Source organism: Enterobacter sp. BNK-16 (genome assembly GCF_048684955.1).
GTDB classification, from domain to species: Bacteria; Pseudomonadota; Gammaproteobacteria; order Enterobacterales; family Enterobacteriaceae; genus Enterobacter; species Enterobacter bugandensis.
This window is the reverse complement of record NZ_JBLQTQ010000002.1, coordinates 20,233-38,840: the sequence shown is the minus strand read 5'-3', so window position 1 is coordinate 38,840 and position 18,608 is coordinate 20,233. Positions and strand designations below refer to the sequence as shown.

Annotated in this window: 22 protein-coding genes; all 22 read right to left on the bottom strand. The window is 55.1% G+C overall.

Going from position 1 to position 18,608, the window contains the following annotated elements; genetic code table 11:
* Positions 1-129 precede the first annotated feature (129 nt).
* The 22 genes from traT to traV all read right to left on the bottom strand — a co-directional run bounded on the left by traT (position 130) and on the right by traV (position 18,598).
* Entirely contained in the window at positions 130-861 is a 732-nt protein-coding gene (gene traT / locus ACMGGH_RS23025) for a conjugal transfer complement resistance protein TraT (protein ID WP_420299241.1), read from the bottom strand.
* A gap of 285 nt (positions 862-1,146) precedes the next feature.
* The gene (locus tag ACMGGH_RS23020; RefSeq protein WP_420299240.1) at positions 1,147-1,719 is read right to left on the bottom strand and encodes a hypothetical protein; all 573 of its coding nucleotides are present in this window, start codon (positions 1,717-1,719) and stop codon (positions 1,147-1,149) included.
* 11 nt (positions 1,720-1,730) lie between these two features.
* Entirely contained in the window at positions 1,731-5,039 is a 3,309-nt protein-coding gene (gene traG, locus ACMGGH_RS23015; RefSeq protein ID WP_420299239.1) for a conjugal transfer mating-pair stabilization protein TraG, read from the bottom strand.
* Complete coding sequence (traH, locus tag ACMGGH_RS23010) at positions 5,039-6,403, bottom strand: conjugal transfer pilus assembly protein TraH (RefSeq protein ID WP_069733721.1); 1,365 nt, start codon at positions 6,401-6,403, stop codon at positions 5,039-5,041. Before traH ends, traG begins: the two co-directional genes overlap by 1 nt.
* On the bottom strand, positions 6,400-6,663 hold the full coding sequence (locus tag ACMGGH_RS23005) for a hypothetical protein (protein ID WP_420299238.1): 264 nt from the start codon (positions 6,661-6,663) through the stop codon (positions 6,400-6,402). The genes traH and ACMGGH_RS23005 overlap by 4 nt, the downstream gene beginning before the upstream one ends.
* 17 nt (positions 6,664-6,680) lie before the next feature.
* Positions 6,681-7,292 carry an F-type conjugal transfer protein TrbB gene (trbB, locus tag ACMGGH_RS23000; RefSeq protein ID WP_047959890.1) on the bottom strand — a complete coding sequence of 204 codons (612 nt, stop codon included), beginning with the start codon at positions 7,290-7,292 and terminating at the stop codon, positions 6,681-6,683.
* Entirely contained in the window at positions 7,282-7,500 is a 219-nt protein-coding gene (locus ACMGGH_RS22995; RefSeq protein ID WP_047959889.1) for a hypothetical protein, read from the bottom strand. Before ACMGGH_RS22995 ends, trbB begins: the two co-directional genes overlap by 11 nt.
* Positions 7,497-7,988 carry a hypothetical protein gene (locus ACMGGH_RS22990; RefSeq protein WP_047959888.1) on the bottom strand — a complete coding sequence of 164 codons (492 nt, stop codon included), beginning with the start codon at positions 7,986-7,988 and terminating at the stop codon, positions 7,497-7,499. The genes ACMGGH_RS22995 and ACMGGH_RS22990 overlap by 4 nt, the downstream gene beginning before the upstream one ends.
* 9 nt (positions 7,989-7,997) lie before the next feature.
* On the bottom strand, positions 7,998-8,780 hold the full coding sequence (traF, locus tag ACMGGH_RS22985; RefSeq protein WP_047959887.1) for a type-F conjugative transfer system pilin assembly protein TraF: 783 nt from the start codon (positions 8,778-8,780) through the stop codon (positions 7,998-8,000).
* A complete protein-coding gene (traN, locus tag ACMGGH_RS22980) occupies positions 8,777-10,636 on the bottom strand; it encodes a type-F conjugative transfer system mating-pair stabilization protein TraN (protein ID WP_420299237.1) in 1,860 nt (619 codons plus the stop codon). Before traN ends, traF begins: the two co-directional genes overlap by 4 nt.
* Entirely contained in the window at positions 10,633-11,256 is a 624-nt protein-coding gene (trbC, locus tag ACMGGH_RS22975) for a type-F conjugative transfer system pilin assembly protein TrbC (RefSeq protein ID WP_420299236.1), read from the bottom strand. Before trbC ends, traN begins: the two co-directional genes overlap by 4 nt.
* A 10-nt stretch (positions 11,257-11,266) precedes the next feature.
* Positions 11,267-12,265, bottom strand: a complete 999-nt coding sequence (gene traU / locus ACMGGH_RS22970) for a conjugal transfer pilus assembly protein TraU (protein WP_015572105.1) — start codon at positions 12,263-12,265, stop codon at positions 11,267-11,269.
* A complete protein-coding gene (locus ACMGGH_RS22965) occupies positions 12,262-12,585 on the bottom strand; it encodes a hypothetical protein (protein ID WP_045341727.1) in 324 nt (107 codons plus the stop codon). Before ACMGGH_RS22965 ends, traU begins: the two co-directional genes overlap by 4 nt.
* A 55-nt stretch (positions 12,586-12,640) precedes the next feature.
* Entirely contained in the window at positions 12,641-12,862 is a 222-nt protein-coding gene (locus ACMGGH_RS22960) for a hypothetical protein (RefSeq protein ID WP_015572104.1), read from the bottom strand.
* 103 nt (positions 12,863-12,965) lie between these two features.
* A complete protein-coding gene (locus tag ACMGGH_RS22955) occupies positions 12,966-13,511 on the bottom strand; it encodes a hypothetical protein (RefSeq protein ID WP_420299235.1) in 546 nt (181 codons plus the stop codon).
* Positions 13,502-13,780: a hypothetical protein gene (locus ACMGGH_RS22950; RefSeq protein ID WP_420299234.1), complete on the bottom strand. Its 279-nt coding sequence runs from the start codon at positions 13,778-13,780 to the stop codon at positions 13,502-13,504. Before ACMGGH_RS22950 ends, ACMGGH_RS22955 begins: the two co-directional genes overlap by 10 nt.
* A complete protein-coding gene (locus ACMGGH_RS22945) occupies positions 13,771-14,163 on the bottom strand; it encodes a hypothetical protein (protein ID WP_259142882.1) in 393 nt (130 codons plus the stop codon). Before ACMGGH_RS22945 ends, ACMGGH_RS22950 begins: the two co-directional genes overlap by 10 nt.
* A complete protein-coding gene (traW, locus tag ACMGGH_RS22940; protein ID WP_420299233.1) occupies positions 14,160-14,795 on the bottom strand; it encodes a type-F conjugative transfer system protein TraW in 636 nt (211 codons plus the stop codon). The genes ACMGGH_RS22945 and traW overlap by 4 nt, the downstream gene beginning before the upstream one ends.
* Positions 14,792-15,205, bottom strand: coding sequence for a type-F conjugative transfer system protein TrbI (trbI, locus tag ACMGGH_RS22935; protein WP_015572098.1), 414 nt, complete (start codon positions 15,203-15,205; stop codon positions 14,792-14,794). The genes traW and trbI overlap by 4 nt, the downstream gene beginning before the upstream one ends.
* Complete coding sequence (gene traC, locus ACMGGH_RS22930) at positions 15,202-17,811, bottom strand: type IV secretion system protein TraC (protein WP_420299232.1); 2,610 nt, start codon at positions 17,809-17,811, stop codon at positions 15,202-15,204. The genes trbI and traC overlap by 4 nt, the downstream gene beginning before the upstream one ends.
* Positions 17,808-18,062 (bottom strand): hypothetical protein, encoded by a 255-nt coding sequence (locus ACMGGH_RS22925; protein WP_015572096.1) that lies wholly within the window; start codon positions 18,060-18,062, stop codon positions 17,808-17,810. Before ACMGGH_RS22925 ends, traC begins: the two co-directional genes overlap by 4 nt.
* Positions 18,059-18,598 carry a type IV conjugative transfer system lipoprotein TraV gene (gene traV / locus ACMGGH_RS22920; protein ID WP_420299231.1) on the bottom strand — a complete coding sequence of 180 codons (540 nt, stop codon included), beginning with the start codon at positions 18,596-18,598 and terminating at the stop codon, positions 18,059-18,061. The genes ACMGGH_RS22925 and traV overlap by 4 nt, the downstream gene beginning before the upstream one ends.
* Positions 18,599-18,608 lie beyond the last annotated feature (10 nt).

The window sequence follows — 18,608 nt, the reverse complement described above, 5'->3', positions numbered from 1 at the left end:
GCAGCCATGCGAGGAAGCGTAATTACTGGTAACTGACAGAAAGCACTGACGCACCCGGCTCCGGAAAGAACACGGTGAATATCAGTCTGAGGGGGAACAGGCTGTGACGGTCGCCACAGCCGCAGGGTATTACATGATGCCGGCGATGGATTTGGCCAGCTGAGCTTCCAGGACAGGTTTCGCCTCTTCGAACTTGAGGTTTACCTTGTTGGCATTGGATACCACACGGGTCTGGTATTTAGCGCGGTTGCCCTGTTCTGAGCTGGTCTGTAGCTTGACGCCTGAGGTCCCCTGCTTCAGTGCAGCGATATTGTCAGTCGTGACGGTCGCTTTGCTGCGCTCGGAGATTTGCAGATCGGTCACCATCGTGTAGTTGACGTCCTCAACCATTGCATCCGCAGCCATACCAATCAGCCCGGTGGCCAGCCCTACACCCAATGTCGCACCGGCAGAGCTGGAGTTGTAGGCTGTGATACCAGCCCCCAGAGCAGCGCCCATTGCCCCACCTTCATAGCCGGTTTTCAGGAAACCCTGCGCATCACGCAGATCCATTTTTTCGGCTTTCAGCACGTTTGCCTGAATCCAGTAGTAGGCGGCGTCCGGAGAACTGGTGACGCGGTAGCCTTTGGCGGCCAGTTCATTTGTAATTTGTGCCTGCAGACCAGACATGTCCTTGTCAGAAGTATTACGGATTTGAAGATAAACCGTTTTCTCTGATGATGGTTCCAGCCAGATGGTTTCACTCATCTGAGTTTTGACATCGAGATTACGCTTCTTCACCGCAGTGGACATGGCACCACAACCTGACAGTGCAAGAGTAGAAGCGATCAAACCTACAACGGCTAATTTTTTTAATTTCATGAATTCTTCCTGTGCATAGAAAAACGTCCCCGTTAGCGAGACATAGCTAACAGAGACGTTATCGGCTGATTTGAAAGGGAATTTAGGTTAAAAAGTTTGTTTGTCGTCAATTACTACTAAAATTTAGGGGAGTCATGACCATTATCTCTTCGAGCAATGGTAGTAGTAGGAAATGAGATCATTTCAGATAGGTTTTCTCTTAAGAATGACTATTAAATTTTAAAATGGTTATAAAAAGTGCGAGCAATATCAATAAAGATAGAACCCGCACTTCTATCTATATGCCTAGACTTTATTAGCTAATTTATTCACTTTGCCAAAAATTGAACTAATTCCATATCTAGCAGCCTCGGCACCTACAACACCTTGCGTGATCAAAAATGACACAATGATTGAGAATGGTGAGATAACTAAAACAGAAGGGAATTTAATTGAAAGAACCGCTATCCCTAAGTTACAGAGGAGGAAGAATCCCCCTACCTTCAACGTAACTTTTTTTAATCGCCTTATGATTAGAGATTTATCTCTAGCTTCTTCGCTTAGCGATAGGTATGCAAGCGCAGGACCATATAGTGACGCACCTATGAATAGACAAAATACAATAGCTAAGGAACAGGCTGCAAGTACAAACCCATACTCGCCTGTTAGGGTTGTCATATTATCGAAATGATCAATATGTGGCGTAAAGTTATATATAGCCCAGGAGACAGCAATTGCATAAACAGCAGCGCAACTCAATGGCCACAGCATACTTATCTTCAAAGCTTGTACAGGATTAACCAATGGCCGATTTTCATCTTCTATGCTATCTGCCAACATACGAATATCTTTATTAACATCTGCCTGTGTAATTGCCATATACACTCCTATTAGCCTGCTTTCCTGCGTATTTCGGCAAGCCTAGCTTTAACATCAGCATCGCTGGCCTCCTCAGGAATGAAATTTTGACGTCCTTTTTCACTTTCATATCCTTTTGCGAATTTTGACTGAGCATTCGCATGTTCTCCGCTTAATATATCACTGGATACCTGAACAGTGGATTGTTTTTTGCCAATTCCCTCAGCAGATTCGTTGATTTTATGCTCATTTTCAGATCTTTGTTCCGCCACTCTGCGCTGTAGCTCATTCTGGGGACCAAAACCCTGTGAGGAATGTTCCTGCAGCTTAGCCTGATTTTCTCTATATGACTCCTGCATAGCATCGCCACGTACTTTTTCACCGCCAACATTAATGCCTGAACGGCTATGAGTAACTTCACTCTCCTGGCCATGCATGCTTCCTTGCTCCCTGACGGCTCCTGAATGATGGAACTCCGAGTGCGATTCTGCAATATGGCCGGTTCTTTCATCTGCCGTGGTGCGTCCACCGGCAACAACCATGCCTGCCGACGAGGTGATATTACCCGAGCTGCTTCTCTGTCCGGCTGCTTGTCCTTGATGAACAGTTGACTGCTCCATACCCGGCGAAACAGAATCGTCTGTTCTGGCAGAATAATTCCCACCCTGCTGGCCTACATATTCAGCGCCCTGAGTCGTTCCGTAAGTCTGGGCGCTGCCAACACCTCCCGATCTATGAGCACCACCATCCTGAGAGCTGTAGCTGACTCCAGCATCATGACCAGATGAACCTGATACCTGTTGACTGCCACGTGCTGGCTGAACGATATGCTCCCCACTAAATGCTGCATGCTCCTGACCGCTGGTAAGATCTGAACGCCCCTGCTGATAATCCCCCATGATTTCTGGTTTAAGCCGTTCATTTACGAACTCCATCGCCGCTTCGCGCGCCGACGGCGCACTTGTCAGCATGGACTGTGCCTTATCGCCATATTTATTGGCCGCCCAGTCCACAAACTCCTGCGTATAGTTCGTATCGAGGCTCGCGCTCTGGTTCTGCGCAATAGTGGCCATCCTGCTGAACTCGCTACTCTGCGTCGAACTGGTGGTGTACTGATGGTACTGGCTCTCAGCATCATTAAGCGTTGCGGCCAGCTGCTGAACATTGCTGCTTGCAGCATTCTCGGAATGATTAGCGCCATCGGTGATACGGCTACTTTTAACCATATCCATACCCTGGCGGAAGTCATTAACTGCCTGACTGTTTTTGTCGTGTCGCATATCTTGAGCAAGAGAGTTTGTGTCTTGTGTTCCATGAGAGCTGCCATCGGAGCCTTTATATTCAACTCCCATGTGCCCCTCAATCCCACCGCTAGCACCCACAGTCCATTTGCCAATTTTCCCTATTGCTGAATCGCCAGAATCAGCTTTGGCATAAATTTTGCCGCCAGCATTGAAACTGCCTTCCTGTGATTTTGACATCAGTTGGTTATAGGCTTCCTGCGTCGAGATGTTGTTCGCTTTCGCATAGCTTTCAGCGGCCGACATCATCATGCTGGCGCCGCGCGTTGCGTTAGTGACCTGGCTGTTTTCACTGCCGCGGGTCAGGCTGTCGCTGGTACCTGTCTGATTAGAAAGCTGAGAGAGCTGTGACCAGCCGCTGGTAACGCTGTGGTTGTAGCCATCGAGCGCCGTCTGCGCCTGAACCTGTGACTGGCGGGCTGACTCCTGGAAACCACTGCTGGCCAGCTGGCTGAGCTTCATGTTCACCGGCAGATTCGACATTGCGCCTGAGCCGTCGATAACCGTATGGCCACCGGCCGTCTGCGTCTGCGTGGAGCCGTTATCTGCCTGCCACGTCTGCTGACCCTGACGCTGCATCAGGTTGGTATCCATCTTGTTCTGGCTGACATTGTCCATCGACATGTTGTTAAACGACCAGTTTCCGTCTGCTGTGGTCGCAGCAACACCTGCTGACGTGAAGGCGCCCGAGCTGAGTACACTCCCCGCCACCTGAGAGCCCATCGCTGCAGCACCTTTGGTCAGATAGAACGACAGCACCGGTATGGAAAGAGACAGATAACCTGCCAGATTCGCCACGTCCGAATGCTGCAGTGCCACCACATCCTTGTTGGCCAGAACCAGGGGCGTGCCCCCGGACTGACTCTGCAGCCAGTAGTTGGCGGCATAGTTAAGAATGGCGAACATAACCGGCCACATCTGGAAGTAGATAAACCCGGAAACGTATATTTTCAGTGTGTTCAGACCAAACAAAGTGTGATTTGATGCGGCCAGCGCAATCATCAGCGGGAACAGGCATACCAGGATAAGCATCAGCAGAGACTGTGCAAACGGCAGCGTTCGGGTCGCCAGCTCGTTGCCTGCGGCCCAGGCGAGACGCTGTTTGGTGGCAGCGTTCTCGGTGGCCAGATTAAGCAGGTTAGCCGTGTCGGAAGAGCGAGCGGCAAAACCCTTGATCCCCTGCCGTACTGCACTGTTCGTGATGTTATTCTTCATGATCTGCGCAGCAGTCATACCACCGGCATAGAAGTACCCGTAACTTTCTCCCATAGCATTGGCCAGAAGCGCCGCGCCATTCAGTTTGTTGCCGAATACCTTTCTCGTCAGCCAGGTGAACGTCGCACTGCCCGGGTTGACGTCGGTATTGGCCAGCTTCTGTATCTCCGTTGCGGCCTGCTGACAGGTCAGGAACTGACGTGAGGTGGAGGTCATCTTAAAGATGCCCCGCAGCGGGCTTGGGTTACTGGTTATCAGCGTCAGCGGGTCAGTAGAATTGAGCAGCTGATTGATGGTGTATTTACCATTCAGAAGAATGTCGCCGATCACACAGTTTTCCACGTAATCAGGGAGCATCTGAGCCAGCTCCGGGTTTTGCGTAGAGAAGTCACTGGTTTCTGCCACAATCTGCGAGCCAAACAGCATCCCGGTTTTGCTGTAGGTCACCGAGTCGGGTCTGGCCATCAGCATGTCGTAAACTGACGCCATCTTGTACCCGATACTGGTCGTCAGCGACGCGATAGCCGCCAGGCCAACCGGTACGTTATCGGTTACCCAGACCGCACCGGGATCGGACAGGTCAATGACCTGCACTGATCGTTTCGGTACCAGAAGGATGGAGGTCAGGATCATGAAGACCGCCAGCCACTGGACGAAGACCATCGGGTTACGTTGTTTGATGAAAGTGAGCAATACGGCCAGCACCCCGAAGGTACCGGCAATACGCATTAAGGTGTGGAAGGTATTCTGACCGACAAGGGTGACAACGGCGTCCAGCGCCGTTTTCCACATTCCCCCGCCATAAATGGTGTATATCTCAAGCATCAGCGATCACCCCAGTGATAGTTGCTTTGGAAGGAGCCTGAAACAATGGTGGACACCTGCTGCTGCAGGTACTGCATGTTGCGGTCGATACCGTCCAGCGCGTTCTGATCAGCAGCTGACTGCAGCTTCATGTCAGCGAGAAGTCCCTGCGCATGAATGATGTTGTCACGTAGTTTGGCGGCAGCCTCTTCAGGGAAGTTCTTGCCAGCCAGCGACAGGCTTGCCTGTTTTACCAGCTCCTGGAGGTACTGGATCATCAGGTCCTGGGCAATGAAGTCAGAAACCTGCAGCAGGTAGGTGGCGCTCATCCCCATACTCTGAGCGTTAGTCAGGTACTTCAGCACCGGCACAGAGGTGGTGTTCACAAAGCCTTTTTCCTGATCGGTCAGCGCAGTATCGTCAACCAGCTTGTTCTGCATTGAGAGCATCAGGTTTTTGACCAGTGTGACCAGAGCGTTGGACTCGGAAATAGTCAGATTGGTGACAACAGGTCCCAGACACAGTGTGGATTCGTCACATCCGTAGACCTTCGCCGTCCCCCCGCGCATCAGGACTTTAATCAGGTCGCGATTATCAACCAGCGGCGTCAGAATTGTCACATCGCCATTCTTGTTGAAAATAATGGAGCCGACGGTACTCATGACCAGTTCCTTCAGCGCGCGGTCGTTGCCGAGAAGACCATTCTTACTGAGAGTATCCCAGATAAGGTTTTTGTTTTTCAGCACCTGATCTTTCTCAGCGTCGCCTGCCTTAGCCGTGACTTTGTCGCCCTGTCCTCCGACGGTGCAGCCCTGCCGGGAAGCCGCCCAGTCGGAGAACATGTTGGTTTCGCCGGCAATGTCCTGGCAGATTTTCTGCTGGGAAACCTGCGTCACTGGCCACAGCCCGCCGATAATGCCCTGAGCGGCCTGGCACGAACTCATGTTCATGGAGTTAACATCACTGGCCAGCTTCTGAAGGAAGTCTTTTGCCTGCTTCAGCTCCGGTACCATCGTCTGCAGGGCCAGGTCGAATGCATAGCCTGCGGCGTTGCTCATGATTTGTTTCACGAATCGCTGAATTTCCTCGCCGCTGATCATACTGAACGCCCCGAGATAGGCGTCGATACCGCCGCAACCGGCGTTCAGGGATGGCAGTTGCATCGAGACCAGCTGGACATTTTTGACGGGGTTCCGGAGGTAGACAGAGCCGCCGGAGAAGTACCCGGCCGCCTGCCCCTGCCAGGCCTGCGCCTGAGTGACGTTGCCGCTGTAGCCAAGATTATTGAAGAAGCCGTTCAGGTCGCCGTTGACGTCCGCCTGAGCCGTCAACGCAGTCAGTCCTCCAACGAACACGGCACCGGCTGTTATCAAAGCCTTAATCATGCAATCTCCTCCCGGGGTTTCCTGGCCAGGGTCTGCCGGCAGACGTACAGCCCGGTGACGGTGAATAAAAAACCGATGCTCAGCGAGATAAGCAGGAGCACCGGAAAGTCCTGCAGGCAGGTTGTCAGTTCAGGACGGTTCAGGACGCTGACCACCCGGTGGGCGAGCACCCCGTAGAATGCTGCGGACACAAGCAGCGTCACGCTGAATAACAGCCACACGCGCTCGGTACGCGATAACACATACGTGTTTGTCGTCATTTTGTAGTCCGTTTGTATTACTGAGGGGTAACCTGCGCGCTTGCCGGCATGGGCGGCAGCGTTTTCGGGTCTACGTTGTCCATGTCAGCCTGAATCAGGCTGGCCATACGGCTCTCAAGAGCGGGGATGTCCATCACACCCTGGGTCAGCGGGTAGGCTTTCAGGGTGTTGACGTTGACCATAAAGGCCGTCGGTGTCGCAATCGGCAGCCCGTTTCCGAAGAAGGTCACAATCTCGTCTGCAATGGGCGATTTAAGATCGCTCTTGCGCGGGATCATCGGCGTCGGAAAGGAGATATCGCCGCCGCCGTCCAGGGTGTACGGATAGACCTTAATTGCATGCTCATCGGCCCAGCCCTTCAGCAGCGGGTCAAACTTCGCGCTGTACTGGCAGTGTGCCTGCATAAAGAGCACCACGGCATAATCTTTCATATTAGCCCGACGTCCGTCCGGCAGCGCCATCAGGCTGGCTGGCGCAGGTACCGGAATGGTGGAGGCGGTGATGGCTGTAGCGTCTGCAGATGAGTTCGTTTTTGACGCTTCAAGCGCCATTAACTCCTCACGCGCACCGGCGTTCGCCAGCAGGGGCAGGGATAACAGGAGCGCAGTGAGTCCGGTTTTAATGTTCATGATCGGCTTCCTTATGCGTCTGTCCCCTTTCGTAACGGAACCAGCGATAACCGGCATAAATCACCATGCCAGCCGCACCGGCCCACATACCATTACACAGCCACAGCAGCCCCTGCTGCGTATGCTCCACGGACCAGGTCATCAGCTCGCTCAGTACGCGCGCCATCGTGCCCCAGAAAATCAGTCCTGCGAGAAGAGTTGGTTTCATTCCTGTGTCTCCTTGTTCTGCCGTACCAGAACCGAATGTCTGTCTGGTGAAATGCGACGCTGAGCGGCCCGGGACAGGCCATATAAAACAAACCACAACCCAAAGCCCAACATAGCGGCCATCATCCAGACGGAGCGCAACGTTGCATCTACCGAACGCACCCATGAATCGCTGTCAACGGGCCCGCGCTGACATAACACTTCAGGCGGGGCTTTCGCTAAGGCAGGAGGCACAGGCTTTAATGACTCTCCGGGTTCAGGTGGCGAGAAGCGTCCTGCCATCTCATGTTCATTAACGCACCCCATCACCTTGCCGGCAGGCACCCCCTCAGTCAGGTGATGAAAAGTCGTCAGGAATTGCCGGGAAAGAGAGCCGTCTGATGCCGCCAGCATCACAAACACATACAGCACCAGTGCCGGGCCGAGGACGAAGGAATACAGGGCAGCCCGCCCTGCATCGCGGATGAGGGTAAACAGTGTTTTTGTCATAAGGATCTCTCAGGAATTGGGTTTAAAGCCGGTGGCCACGTTCAGGAATCGCTTCGACAGGTCATCCTGAGTCATGAAGCCGTATGACAGCGCGCGGTAATTCTTGCTGCGCGGGTCAACCAGGAAGAGCGCCGGAAAGTGCGTGATATTCATCGACCGGGACTGTCCGGTGTCCGGACGACTTTGTGGCAGGGTGGCCGCAACCTGTCCGTCAACCGAGACTGGAATAAGTGAAATCCCGTTGGTTTTCGCAAAGTCAGCCACCACGCCCGCCATCTGCACATCGATCGGGTCACTGCCCCGGTAGAAGTAGAACAGACCATACTGCTGCGCCAGCTGCTCCACGGCGCTCTGCCGCGTCTGCTGGTCGCGTGTCTGCATAAACGGCGCCATACTGTTGTAGTGCGGATACTCCAGGTTGTAATCGAGGTCCGGATGGCTCAACTGCGCCGCTGCAAAGGACTGGCTGAACATCGATGCCCGATCGGTCCAGAACTTCTGCCAGCGCAGGAACGTCGCCGTGTTTTCCCGTGAGGGGAAGAGGATGGCGCGGTTAAGCGCCTCCTGTGTGTACCCTTTCAGCACCCGGGCCTGCTCCATTGGGGACATTTTGCTGAGATCCGGAATGGCCTGCGGTGCTGGCTGCTGCGGTTTCCGGGGCTGCTCAGGGGGCTTTTTCGGTTCGTTGTACCAGGACCAGCCTGTGAACGGCTCTGCCGGCGTCACAATCTCCTCGGCCATCACCGCATGGCTCGCCAGCGCCATGAGCAGGCCACAGAGGACACGCTTCATTTACCACCTCCCTGCTGGTTCACCTGCGCGGCAATGCGTTCCTTAATCTGCTGGACCTGCGCGCTGGTATCGGGGATTTTCTGGTTCTTCATCAAATCCTCGTAGAAGTCAGAGAAGTTGATTTTGTCGAAGTCGATACTTTGCAGCTCCGGGACCGTGATCCCCCGGCAGTCCGGACTGTCGCCGCTGCCAAACTTAACGCCCAGCTGGTCGCGACGCCCCTGCTCCTGAATGATGCGGGCAAGCTTGCCGTCAAAGACGCAGTAGACCTGACTTTTCTGGATGCAGGCACCCAGAACCTTGCGATCGCACCGCTCGCCGACGCTGACGGTGATTTTCTTCGCCTTCGCCTTCCCTATAGCCTTTTCTTCATCATCACATGCGGCCAGTCCGGCGCTCTGTCCCCAGCCAGAGTCTTTGCAGCAGTTTGAGAAACCTGCAAAGGCCTTACGGCACCGCATGGCTTTACCCGTGAAGGCTTTTACCTCAATGGAGCTGCTTGCGTCTTTTGCATCTTCAGCTGCCGAGGCAAGACCTGCCAGTTTTGCCACCGCCGTATCGAAACCGCTGCTCCCGGCACCATTCGTGTCATCACACTCGCCTGACTTACAGATGTAGTCGCCGCCGCAGACCAGGCCACCCGACTGATGCGTGGTCTGACACTGGTAGGTGTAGCTCATATGGGTACACTGCCCGTCGGTCGATTCGGTGCAGGTCGTACCTGCCGCTGTACAGGACGGGTTCGCCATCAGCGTTCCGCAGGTTCCCGTGGAGTCTGACGGTACGACATAGTTATCGGTGTACTCCCAGCAGTCGCTATAAACTTCATAGCTCTGGCCATTGTTAACAATGGTTTTATTTCCGCCCGGAGAGGTGCAGGTTGACGTAGTTTTCTGCGCCTTAGACATATCAAGGCCGCAGGATGAAGACCAGTTCACTTCGGGGATAAAGGTTGTCTCAACTGCATTCATGACGAGGACCAGTGTGAAGCCTGACGCGCCGGACTGAAAATCAGCAATCTGTTCCCGTATATGCTTTTCGCAACGGTCCTTGTTCCCGCTGGTACACCCGGTACTGGTGTAAGCGCCGGCGGGTAAGGAGCCACCTTTAGACAACGGTGTAGCAGGTGCACCAGGAATCTCCCAGTCAAACGCCTTCCCAATCATTGTCTTGCTGACTCCCCACCAGGAGATTTTTCCTGCATTAACTTCACGGTCTGCCCAGTAAAAATGCGCGCTGATCACCGGTCCTGATGCCGGCGCTATAAAACTAAAACTGAATGAGGTACCGTTATTCGTAAATGCTACATCGCCATTGGCCGCCGTCAGTGTGAACGTTTTCTGCACTGTCGTGGTGGATGTATGTCCGCCAGGTGTTGCAGTTCGTGAGCAGGCTTCCACTGAGGCCACATCCTTGTCGCAGGTGTAATTTTCAAAGGTGGTTTTCGATACTGTCACCTCCTTACACTGGTTCGCGGTTCCGTTAAGCACACCGTCTGCGCCAGCTTCGGCATTTTTACCGATAGTGATGAAAGGGGCCTGTGGGTCGATGGCGGGAGTCGGGTTCGTTTTTCCGGAGTTGATAACCGACTGTGCTGCGTCATTACCCTGCAGCGCGGCCTGCCCTTTGTTGGCCAGCCCGCCGTCTCCGCCATCCACACCGCCGTAATACCCTTTCTCCGGTGGGTTAGCGGTATAGCCTGGTATTGCTCCTGTGACGGTATCCGGGTTTTTCAGGGCTCCCGTCCCGGCGGAAGCATTGCCTTTGCCAAAGCTCGCTCCCGCTTCAAAGGCAGGATCAGCTGCGCCAGCCAGGAGCGGAAAAAGCATCAGCACCGTTGAAAGTAATTTTTTCATTTCGCGGCCTCCAGAAGATGGCGTGCCGTTGCCGCACAATCACCACTTTCTGCCACTTTTTCGAGAGCCTGCTGCAGGGGCAGACTTCCCCGAATTACGTCATGGTGGCCAGGGCAGGTCACCACCAGGGCGGGTACCGTGGTGATGTTGTACTGAGTAAACAACGTTGGATCGATTTGCACGCCGGCGTCCTTGTCCTCCTTACTCAGTTCAAACATGGCCGCGGCGGTCTGTCGCATGTCGTTATTGACCAGGCCGCGCAGCGTTGGCGGAATGTTGAAACGGCGGGCATCCTTCAGCATGGGTAGCAGACCTTCACGCGGAATACCGAGGCTCACAAAGTAAATAGCCGGGAACGTGTCTTTTTCCCCCATCGTGTTGGTCCGGGCTGCGATATCGCCCTGCAGGCGGTTTATCAGATCCTGTTGCCGCTGCGGCAATACGGGCGCGGCCGCCGGATGGCCCTGCAGGTCTTCCTTCATCGCTGCCAGCGCGTCCTGCTGACCTTTGATCCAGTTATGGTCGGAGACGGAAATATCGGTCTGAGCGCTCGCCAGGGCCAGCGGCGCGAAAGCAACCATGACGCTGATCGTCAGCGCCCGGAGATAAGCGTTTTTCATTGTCATGTCCTTAAAGGAATACGCAGTTACGTTTGCGCCAGAAGAGATAGCCGAAGTTCTTTTTGGAGGATGGAGAGTTATGCGTTGTGCCCCAGAGCTGCGTGCTGGCCCCGAAGGGATGACAGTTACCCGGTTCGGGGTACATGTTCACCATCTGGTATCGCCATCGCTCTTTCGGGATGATCGGGGATGGATACTGGTTACATACGGCGACGTCCGCGCCCACAGAGTTCCAGACCAGCCCCTCACGATGCATCTTGAATGCCATTCGCTCTCCAACCAGAAGAGAGGCCTCGAGCGGAGAAAACTCACCGCTGGTATAGCCGGTTAGCGGGTAGATAGACCCCTGACTTCCCGCGCACCAGAACAGCGGAGACAGAGGAAGACCCGCTGATGAAGCAGCTGCGTCAGCAGCGCAGGCCCCCTGAGCTATCAGGTTGCCGAATAGCGCTGCCTCGGGGTTTATCAGCATCGAGAGCGTACTGTCATTCCAGAGAGGATCGACTTCGGAGAGATAGGCTATATCCATGTCGCCGGTTTGCAGACACCCCAGACTGGTGATGATGTTCAGCCAGAAAATCAGCGGGTATTTGTACCAGTGGACATGGTAGAAGGTACCGGCAGCGGGACGGTCACTCTGCCCTGCGGTTCCCGTTCCCGTTCGCCCGAGATCGATTTTAAAGCCCCCCATGTTGACCATGACGCCCGGCTCACGGGTTACATCCACCATCGCCATTGGCTCCCAGAACCCGATGGCCAGACCGATGCGGTAAAACACACCATATGGGCAAATCTGGATCGGCGAAGCCGGGTTGTTGGTATCCTTTTGGGGGCCAGCGGCCAGCTGAATATTGCCGAGCGTCATCGGAAACAGGCACTTCCAGCAGACATCGCTTATCGGGTTAACCCAGCGGCCGTCACCGGCGTTACTGGCTGCGGCCGTTGCCTGGGATGGCATACAGGAAATAAGAACCAGTAACACACCGGCCAGCCATGAAAAGTGCTTCATTTCACCTCCCGCAGCCATACACAGACCGGGCCGTCCTCAGTGTCATGAATGGAGCCAATGAACCAGCCCTCGCCCTCTGGCGCGGAAGGGAGCCAGTCACTGATGTTTTGTTTCCCCTTTTCCCAGTCGGCGATCACCTGGGGAGGCGCGTCGTTTTCCATCCAGCGGGTGGCACAGGTCAGATTGTGCTGGCGCATCCAGTCGCCAAATTCAGTCTGTGTGACCTCATCACTGGCCGGTGCAAAATAATGAGGGTGCGTCCAGAAGCCATTGCGGTCACGGGTAACCGTCACCGGCCTGACAGATTCAGGGTGAGTCATGGGGTATCTCCGGGAGTGCCGCAGCCACCGGACGGCGGGAGGGCTTAATAAGTGATCAGTGATTTTTGGCTTTATCAGCCGCTTTCATGATGATGGCCAGACGTTGTTCCTGGCTCATTTCGTACAAGGCAAGAATGGCTCCGCGCAGCACGTGAGAGGGTTTGTACAACGGGTTATCGTTGAGGATTTCATCCAGCTGTCGGGCCGAACCCTCATCGTGACGTACTGACGAGATGGTGACATTCCGGCCCTTTTCAGTATCAGGGTCTTTTTTCATGGCGTTACCTGGTCGGGGGTTAATCGGAAACCGGGATGGCATTCAGGCTGAGGCGGAGCGCAACGCAGTGAGCACCGAACATCCTGAATGGCAGCGCGGTTGATCACAGGCTGTTTTCCGGTCTGGTGATGTACCAGCCAATGCGCTCACTGCCACGTATGAGTAAGCTGAGCCACGAGCCGGCGTACCCATCGTTCACTGCCGCATCTTCGCTGTCCTGCATCGCCTCTTCAGAGGCTCTCGGCGTCGTATAGTTCTGGCGCGCCCGGAAAATCCGGCGGCTGATTTGTAGCCGGTCGGCCTCTGGAATCGTCACGCGCAATGATTCATCGCGTGTCAGTGCATAGCCCGCCTCAGTCAGGCCTTTTTCCAGCTCTGCGAGCAACACCTGGTAGTATTCCCGGTTTGCAAAGGCGTGAACCGCATCGGCATGTCGTGCTCCGCCAAATTGTGCGAGAGGGACGGGTATTCCCGGCCTGCTCTCCCGCGCCAGACGTTCACGCCTTGCATCTGCAAAATGCTGAACAACTAGCCAGCCAATAAGCAGAGCAACCACAGCAAGAACCCCGGCCATGCCCTCAGTATCGCGCAAGCAGGTGAGCATCCCCTGCAGCCCCTGAGGGCCGGTGAAGCAGCTGATTAACGCCATGCGTTCATCTCCTCCATTCTGTTGCGGATAAGCCTGACGAGGTACAGGGGAAACGCCTCATCACGTTTTTCCGGCAGTATCGGCTGAAGCTGGTTCTCCACGCACCACTGATGCCAGGCACCGGCGATCAGCGCCGGTTGCCATGATGCGATTTCAGGGTACAGCTGACAGAGTTGTTTCACGGCTTCGTCACAGCCTTTGGTATCACCATTGTGTACTGTCATGTGCTGAGACACAGACGGCGCAGCGGTATTGTGTATCAGTGACATTCGGCGTTCTCCTGCCCTTCACCTGCAAACAACCTGTCGAGACGCTCGGAAAGTGACAGCGTCTGGCCCTTTTTACGTTTCGCGCAGTCCTCGGCCCGCATGTTCTCCAGTAAGAGGTGAATGATGTAGTCCGGGAAACGCTCATCACGTTTCGACGGCTCCTGGCTGTCCTGCTGGTTCTGCTCACACCAGTGGAGCCAGGCTTTGGTCACCAGTACCGGATGCCAGGAGTCAATTTCGGGGTACAGCGTCTTCAGCCGTTCTGCTGTTCCCATGCGAGGAGTTATCTCAGCGGGTTTACGCGGTTTTCTGGCGTAACGTCGATGGGATGTGACCGCCTGACGCATTTCGGGAAACAGGTCACCTAACGTTGTTGCACTCATTTTTTCGCTCCTGATACCGGAATTTCTTCCACTTTCATCACGCGGCCATCGCGCGATATCCGCACGGGGATGTGTTCAAAACCGAATTTACGGGTCAGTACGCCAGACTGGTCGAAGTAGATACGTTCATTAAGCGCATCACTGGTTTCTTTGATGTTGCCGTTTACCAGGATGACTTTTACGTTGGTCTGACCGGCGAGCTGCTGTCGGGTCCAGTTCACCTGCTCCTTATCATCGCCGTCGATAAAAAAGAGCACCTGGTTGAAGGGCACCTTATCCAGAGGATTGACCGTATCGCCCTTTCGGGCGATCACGTTGCCCTGCATGTCAGTGATCGTCTCCTTCACGGTAAATGTCGGGTCCCAGGCAAAGCTACGGTATTCCTTCGCTTTCGTGAGCCCTTCCACCGGCGTCGGACGTACTGCATGCTCCTTCACTCTTTCCGTTGCCTCTTTGCGCAGACGGTCAAGTTCGCCAGTCTGCTCCATTCCCTTCAGGCGATTCTGGATAAACGCCAGCATGTCCTGCTCTGCAGGCTCGAAGACGTTGCCCCAGGTTCCGAGATCTTTCGCCCCGCTGCCGGCGGAGAGCATCAGCAGCATCATACCCATCAGCTTTAGTCGTATTTTCACTGGCCCCCCTGAGTGCGGCGCGCAATGTCGGCACGGATCTCATTCGTGATATCCCGCTGGTCGCTCATCACCGCCGGTTTAACCAGAATGATGGCGTTATGTGAGGCCTGCCATTCACCGAGACTCTCTGACAGCGCGGAATTGAAACGCGTTGTCAGCACTCTGGCCTTGTCTTCATCGAGTTGCAGTTGCGCGGACTGCTGCATGAACAGGTCGACTGTCCCCTTCATATCGAAGACCACCACCTCCGGTGTGACGGCTTTCGCCGTCACATATGCCACACCTGTCATGGCCAGCAATCCTGCCAGCCCCAGCATACTGGCTTTAACCCAGCGGGATGTTTTGCTGGCGATAGTTGCACCATCGTTGACGGTATCGACGTCATACGGCTTGTCCTGTTGTTCACTCATGCTGCTTTCACCCATTCTTCAAGTTCACGAAGTTCATTGCCGAATTTCTTCTCCGCCAGCAGATATGCAGCTTCCTCCGCAGTGGCCCCGGCTTCTCTCTGCAATTTCTGCATGAAGGCAAAGTCCTCACCACGCGAGCTGAACATGGCGCGTGTGACGGGATCGACGAACAGACGGTGGAAGGAGCTGTATTCCCCGGCGTTTATCAGCAGGGAGCTGTAGCCGGTCTGCAGGGCTGGCTGGAAGCCACGGATAACTTCTTTTTCCATGTCCGAGAACTGATCCGGGTTATCGGCAAGGTACTGTTTAAACGCCTTAGCATCCTGCAGCAGGGTGATTTTGGTGGAGCTGTTGTTCCAGGCGGCTTCCGCTTCCTTACTGGCGCTGAAGTCCTTGATGCCCTGGGTGATAGTAATAAACGCGCCACGGTGACGACGCACGGTTCGGTAGCCGGTTTCGATAAACCTTGCCGCGTGCGGGTTAGAGCCACCCAGCAGACGCCAGGCCTCGTCGATGATGCAGACTTTTTTTAGGTCGCGCGGGCTGTGGTACATCTTTTCCTGAATCGCCAGAATGAGCGAGAACAGGATCGAGGAGAGCAGCTTCGGCTTGTCTTCCAGACTCAGCAGCTCCAGTACCGCGAAGCGGGTTTCACCATCGAGCGTAGGGGTGTCGGCGTTAAAGTATTCTCCGTCCGGCCCCCAGGTGCAGTAGGTATCGAGCAGCATGGCCAGCTCAGCAAGGCGCGAGATGATGGTCGGCTTGTCTGCAAACGCCTGATTCACATCCTCGTTAGTCAGGTAATTATGGACATCGTCGATACGGGCTTTGTTTGCCTTTTTCTCCCACGCATCCATTACCGCTTTCTGCAGGATCGCCTCGCAGACACCATCAAGCGGCTGCGTCGGGCTGGCAAGTACCGTCAGCAGACGCACAATCCCTTCAGCAGAGTGCTTGATGTCTTTGACGTTGGCGAACGGGTTAAAGCGCAGTTTAGAGCCATCGAGATAAACCCCACCGGCCTGATGACAGTAGTTTTTGTAGCTGTCCCCCATGTCAATAACCCAGCCGTAACCGCCGGCGTTTAGTACATCGCGCAGCACCCCCTGTATCAGAAACGATTTCCCTGCCCCGGACGTCCCGGTAACCGCGATGTTGAAGTTGGTACTACCATTCTCCTCGCCAAACATGTCGTAGAACGCGACCTGGTTGCGGTAGGTCGGCAGCGGCATACCTACATTCGACAACTGGCGTTCGGCCACGACCGGCATCAGGCTCACCGCGTTCCATGACTTGGCGCGCAGCGTCGCGCCTGTTGTTTTCAGGTCTTCCCACATCCCTTCCTGCATGACGAACGGGAAGCCGGCCAGCCAGTTACGCATCTGCTGGTACTGTATCGTTACCATCTCCAGCTCGTTCTTGCGGAACACGTTCACGGCGGCCAGCTCACAGGCCTGTGCATCAGTAGTGTTGTCCGGCGCGAACAGGGTCAGGTTAAAGTACGTGTTGCAGAGTGCAATTTCGTTATTGTTCAGTTGCTCACGGGTTCGTCGCCATTCTTCTGCGGCCCTTTTGGTGCCGGGAAAAAGTGCGGCGTAGGCTGAGTTGGCCTTTTTGGACAAATCGGTATCTTTACGAAATGCCTCACTCTGGCTTTTCGTCTGCTCCTCCAGCTCCGTCGTCCAGGTCAGCATAAAGGGACAGGGTATTCCGAGGTCAGGAAAGCGCAGGTTCTGCAGATTGTCAGCCCCCTGCCACAGGGCGAAGCGTTTAGGCGTTTTAGCAAGCTGCATGTTGATGATGCGGCATGCCGATGCCGGCAACCGTGTCCCGCGCGCGTCGATGGTCTCGGGCAACGTCATCCGGAGATGCGACGGATAGACATCAAGCCCTATACCCTGATCAACCACCTGGCGGTTCAGCTTTTCATCCTCGTTGTAGTCGCCTGAGGACGTCAGCACCTGTTCCTGGCGGTAGTTCATCTGCTCGCGTACCGCAGACAGGAAGCCGTTCACATTGACGTTCACGCTGTCGATGCGCGCAGCGCCCAGGGAGACGCGGATGGTGTTGCGGATCTGAATCAGGTCATCAATCACCCGTTGTGTCTGGGAAGCGCGCTTCAGCGGCTGACCATAGACAAGAAAGATACGGTAGTTACGCAGGTAAAGCGGGTAATCGCGTTCGTTGGCCAGACCGTGCAGCGCAGAGCGCTGCCAGAACGCGCGGGTGATTTTATTGAGGTGATCGGCCATCCCTCCTTTCCACATGTCGTTACTCACACCGCGATCGATACGTTCCCCGACACACTTGCTGGCGAGCATGATGACGGTAACGGGAGTCTGGCGGGGCAGTTTTTTGCGCAGCATGTCATCGAGCGCGGCCATCACCTGTTCGTTCGCGCCAGGCAGCGGGGCGGCTTCCATGATGAAGCCTGCAGAGCCGGCGTTGACGAAAATCTCATTGATGTCGTCGTAATACCGGTACGGCAGTGCCGCAACCAGGGACGGGTAGCCCCACGTCTGGGAAAGATTCTCGCGGGCCGTGGCGGCACCGTCTTCCTCTTTCCCGTTTTTCAGCATATCCATCAGGTTGTCGACAAAACTCATTTTCGACCCTCCGCAGCGGCCCGGATTAACTCCAGGCGACGCAGCTTCTCTTCGTTCATTTGCCCGGATAGCGGTGCATCACCGGCTGTTTTAATCTGCCAGTCACAGCTCACGCTCAGAACGGCCAGCGTTTCATCGTCGGTATCGACTGACTGTGTGGCGGTGATTTGCGTCGTTCCTTTCCGTGAATGGACTAACGATTTCGCCAGATGATCGATGCCGTTCTTGCCGGTAACGTAATGGCTGCTCATTCCCCGCCCTCCCCGATAACGCGGTAGCTCTCATCCCAGTGGGATTTGTTTTTCACGAACTCAACCACAGCCGGCTGATGAAAGTTGTCGTCCGTGTCCACCCAGGGGGCAATCCACAGGCGCTGCGTGGCGTCAGGAATACGCTGAACCGGAACGCGGCCCGCCGTGTTAACCAGCACGGGGGTCGCATGACTCGGCGTGGCCAGCGGCGTGACCAGTGAGCCGGATGTTTTCGCGGGCGCAGTGGTCAGAGGCCTGGCGGCGGTGGTTCCGGTTGCTGCGACGGAGACAGGACGGAACGGATTCACGACCGGTGCCGAATTGCGCAGTGCCGGCAGGGTTTCACCCGCAGGCTTTTTTGCGGTTTTCTCTGCCGTCAGGTCATCCAGACTTTTACCCTGAGCGGCCAGCTTGTTGGCCTCACCGGTGGTCAGGCACTGGTCGGTCGCAGTCTTGTTACAGTCGAAATCAGAATTGAGACCGGCGCAGCCGGTCAGTGCGCTGCACAGCAGTGCAGCACCCAGTAGTTTTTTCATGGGATAACTC